At 58.8% G+C, this 291-nt stretch carries 1 pseudogene; it reads left to right on the forward strand.

Annotated features, from left to right (window positions below):
• Nucleotides 1-291 (forward strand): annotated as a pseudogene (locus tag HMPREF2822_RS07665) (HNH endonuclease); the annotation flags it as partial.

A 291-nucleotide genomic window follows, 5' to 3' on the forward strand; every position in this document is an offset into this window, starting at 1 on the left:
TCCGATGCCACTGAGCTTGCAAACCTTAACCAGGTTTATTTCGGCCCCACCCGCTTTAGCGGCAAACAACGCAAAGCCCGCCACGCAGCCCTTCAACAACGCCACAGCCTCGGCACCCTCACACTCATCGAGTCCTACACCGCAAAAGTCAAGAAAACCCTCGACGCCTGGAACCTGCGAATCAAACTCGCAGGAACACCCGCACACCGCATCCCCACCGTCGCCGCCACACGACTGAAAGAACTCCGCTCCAAACGCATAGCCAAACCAGGCGTGCGCATCACCTACCGC

Source organism: Corynebacterium sp. HMSC062E11, assembly GCF_001811845.1.
Taxonomy (GTDB): Bacteria; Actinomycetota; Actinomycetes; order Mycobacteriales; family Mycobacteriaceae; genus Corynebacterium; species Corynebacterium hesseae.